The sequence below is a fragment of the Bradyrhizobium sp. 157 genome (assembly GCF_023073815.1).
Lineage (GTDB): Bacteria > Pseudomonadota > Alphaproteobacteria > Rhizobiales > Xanthobacteraceae > Bradyrhizobium.
Genome location: NZ_JADPKF010000097.1, coordinates 1 through 1051 on the forward strand (window position 1 = coordinate 1; position 1051 = coordinate 1051).

Sequence of the window (1051 nt, forward strand, 5' to 3'; positions counted from 1 at the left end):
TGTCGATGTTCACTAATTCGCTGATTGGATCGCGGTGGTCTTGGTAGCGGCGAAGGCCTTGGGAGTTTGCCCTGCCAAGGCCTGATGGGGTCTGTGGTTGTTGTAGTAGACGAGGTATTCGAACAGCTCGTTGGCGAAGTGGTCGAGATTGTCGAAGGTGGCGCCTTCGATGACGTCCTCATCGAGCGTGCGCCAGAAGCGTTCGACTTTGCCGTTGGTCTGTGGCCGATAGGGCCTGGTGTAACGGTGCTTGATGCCGAGCTCGAGCAGCATGGCCTCGAACGGATGCTCGTCCGGCTTGGTACGGGCGGCGAACTCGGCGCCGTTGTCGGACAGGATTTCCTGGAAGACCAGCCCGTAGGTGACGTTGAGGGTGTTGATCATCTTCAGGGTCTTGAACATCACCGGCAGCGCCTTCTTGGAAGTCAGAACCTCGGCCCAGGCCAGACGCGAGCAGCTGTCGACCAGGCTGATGAGGTAGGCCGTGACCGGGGGTGGCGCGAGGAACATATCGCGCGGCAATTGATGCAGATCGACGTGGCCCAGTTCCCCGAGCTTGTCCTTGATAATGCGGCGTTTCTCCTCACGCATCGCAGGCGTGCGGCGGTTCAGCTGGTGGCGTCTCAGCACCCGGTAGATCGTGATGGGCGAAGGTACCTTCTCGCGCGTCTCACGCAAGACGGCATGGATCTCGTAGCGGTTCATCCCCCGCTGGCGATGGGCGACGATCTCCGCCTCGATCCCTTCCGGCTCGCGCCGTTCCCGCCATTTGGGCCCGCGACGGCGCGGCAGCAGGTCCGCTTCCTCACCACTCTGCAGATAGCGATTGTAATACTTCCGGAACGTCTGCGAGCAGGTCCCATGGTGGCGGTAGAAATCCCCGACACTCTTGAACGCCGCCGACCTGCCTGCCTTTACCGCCTCGTACTCCGGAATTAAAAATCGCCACTTCTGCAGATAGTTGCGTTCAATCGTCCGGTCGTAGCTGTTATCGCGCATTGGATCGTCCTCCAGTGGAGCGATCCAATCAGCGAATTAGTGAACATGCACA

General features: G+C 59.8%; 1 protein-coding gene. It reads right to left on the reverse strand.

Annotated elements, in window-relative coordinates; genetic code table 11:
- Positions 1-12: 12 nt before the first annotated feature.
- Complete coding sequence (locus IVA95_RS30650) at positions 13-999, reverse strand: integrase core domain-containing protein (protein WP_247513891.1); 987 nt, start codon at positions 997-999, stop codon at positions 13-15.
- Positions 1000-1051: the final 52 nt, after the last annotated feature.

Excerpts from the sequence above, each read along its gene's own strand:
- IVA95_RS30650 (WP_247513891.1), bottom strand. The coding sequence starts at position 999 with ATGCGCGATAACAGCTACGACCGGACGATTGAACGCAACTATCTGCAG.